Origin of the sequence: Brevundimonas sp. (assembly GCF_036405315.1) — a bacterium.
Taxonomy (GTDB): domain Bacteria; phylum Pseudomonadota; class Alphaproteobacteria; order Caulobacterales; family Caulobacteraceae; genus Brevundimonas.
Genome location: NZ_DASWXW010000062.1, coordinates 1 through 2,566, shown reverse-complemented (window position 1 = coordinate 2,566; position 2,566 = coordinate 1). Strand labels below are relative to the sequence as shown.

Here is a 2,566-nt window from a genome sequence, read left to right as displayed (position 1 = left end):
CTGGTCGCCAACCTGCGCACCGCCCTGTCGCACCGCATCGACAACCTGACCTGGATGGGGACGGAGACCAAGGCGGCGGCTCAGGAGAAGCTGCGCAAGTTCACCGTCAAGATCGGCTATCCCGACAAGTGGCGCGACTATTCGGCGCTGGAAATCCGCGCCGACGACCTGTTCGGCAACACCCAGCGTCTGGGCCAGTTCCAGTGGAACTATCAGCTGAACCGCCTGAACCAGCCGGTCGACAAGGCCGAGTGGGGCATGACCCCGCAGACGGTCAACGCCTACTACAACTCGGCCAATAACGAGATCGTCTTCCCGGCCGCCATCCTGCAGCCGCCCTTCTTCGATCCGAACGCGGATCCGGCCGTCAACTACGGCGGCATCGGCGGCGTCATCGGCCACGAGATCGGCCACGGCTTCGACGACCAGGGCTCCAAGTCCGACGGCGACGGCGTGCTGCGCAACTGGTGGACGGATCAGGACAAGGCCAACTTCCAGGGGCTGACCACGCGCCTGGGCGCCCAGTACGACCAGTTCGAGCCGCTGCCGGGCCACCCGGTTCAGGGCGGCCTGACCATGGGCGAGAACATCGGCGACGCCGCCGGCACGGCCGTGGGCCTGGACGCCTACCACCTGTCGCTGAACGGCCAGCCCGCCCCGGTGATCGACGGCACGACCGGCGACCAGCGGTTCTTCTATGGCTGGGCCCAGGTCTGGCAGTCGAAGTACCGCGAGGAGGCGCTGAAGCAGCAGATCGCCACCGATCCGCACAGCCCCGCCGAGTTCCGCGTGATCGGCCCGGTGCGCAACGTCGACGCCTGGTACGAAGCCTTCGGCGTCAAGCCGGGCTCGAAATACTACCTTGCGCCGGAAGACCGCGTCCGCATCTGGTAAGGCGCGACGTCTGATGATGAAGAGGGCCGGAGCGGCGACGCTCCGGCCCTTTTTCTTGGGTGGACGGTTGTTATCGAAAGTCTTTCGAGAATCGGGCCTCGGGTCCGGCGGCGCGGGTCATGGTTCAGGAGTTCAGGCATGAAAAAGCCCGCTGCGGGGGATACATCGCAGCGGGCTTTCTCGCTCTCTAAGGAGCGGACGTTTCCTCCCCGAAACGCCTTCAAGATGTCGCTGCATTTGACCGCTGCGCCTCTCGAGTAAGACCAAATGACGCGAACGCCGGGGCCAAGTCAATCAAGAGGATGCCCAAAGACGGATCTTTTGTGACTGAACGTCGATAATACACGTTTCAGCCCAAAGATTAATCGAAGCCTATTCGATAATGGCGCGAACCGTGGCGACCAGATCGCCGCGGGCCACTTTCTGCTGTCCCGGACGCTCGGCCTTCCAGGCCTCGTTGTCGGCGATGGCGGCGGCGCGGGCGCGGCCGGCGTCCAGATCCTTGATGGTCACTTCGCCGGCGGCCAGTTCGTCGCCGCCCAGGATGACCACGGCGGGCGAGCCGCGACGGTCGGCGTATTTCATCTGCGCCTTCATGCCGGCGCGACCGAGGTAGAGCTCGGCGGCGATCCCCGCGGCGCGCAGTTCAGACGCGGCGTCGAGATAGTGCTGCATGTCGTCCTCGGAGAAGACGATGACCACGACCGGGCCGCGCGTCGCGTCGTCGGCGCCGCGACCGGCGGCGCGCAGGGCCGAGGCCAGACGCGAGACGCCGAACGAGAAGCCGGTGGCCGGCGTCGACTGGCCGGTGAAGCGCGCCACCAGATCGTCATAGCGGCCGCCGCCGCCGATGGAGCCGAAGCGCACGGCCCGGCCCTTGTCGTCCTTGGTGTCCAGCAGCAGCTCGGCCTCGAACACGGCGCCGGTGTAGTATTCCAGACCGCGCACGATGGTCGGGTCGAACTTCACCTCGTCCTCGCCGACGCGCATGGCGGTCAGCGCGCGGTCGATGGCGGACAGTTCGGCCAGGGCCGCTTCGCCCGCGGCGCCCAGCGAAGCGCCGGCCTTGGCCACGGCGCCCAGCACGCCCGCGCGGCTGAGGCCGGGCGTCTCGGCCGAGACGAGGAAGGCCTCGACCGCGCCGATGACGGCGGCGGGCAGGCGGGCGCCCTTGGTGTAGTCGCCGGATTCATCGAGGCGACCCTCGCCCAGCAGGGCGCGCACGCCCTCCAGGCCCAGGCGGTCGTATTTGTCGACGGCGCGCAGGGCGGTCAGGCGCTGGACCGCATCGGTCACGCCGCCGGCGTCGAACAGGCCGTCGAACAGCTTGCGGTTGGAGACGCGGATCACCGACTGGCCGTCGCCGAGACCGGCGGCGCGCAGGCCTTCGCAGCCCATGGCGATGATCTCGGCGTCGGCCTCGGGGCGGTCCGAACCGACGGTGTCGGCGTCGCACTGCCAGAACTCGCGGAAGCGGCCGGGGCCCGGCTTCTCGTTGCGCCAGACCGGGCCGTAGGCGTAGCGGCGGAACGGCTTGGGCAGGGTCTCCCAGTTCTGGGCGGCGAAGCGGGCCAGGGGCGCGGTGTGGTCATAGCGCAGGGCCATCCACTCGCCCGGCTCGTCCGACCCGGCGTCGTCCTGCAGGGCGAAGACGCCCTCGTTGGGGCGGTCG

Annotated in this window: 2 protein-coding genes; one reads left to right on the top strand and one right to left on the bottom strand. The window is 68.5% G+C overall.

Annotation, left to right across the window (positions count from 1 at the left end):
• On the top strand, window positions 1-894 hold an 894-nt coding region (locus tag VGE49_RS04345), incomplete at its 5' end, for a M13-type metalloendopeptidase (RefSeq protein ID WP_331033355.1).
• A gap of 372 nt (window positions 895-1,266) precedes the next feature.
• Here the strand turns inward: VGE49_RS04345 and hisS are convergent.
• A partial coding sequence (gene hisS, locus VGE49_RS04340) for a histidine--tRNA ligase (RefSeq protein WP_331033354.1) occupies window positions 1,267-2,566 on the bottom strand: 1,300 nt, incomplete at its 5' end.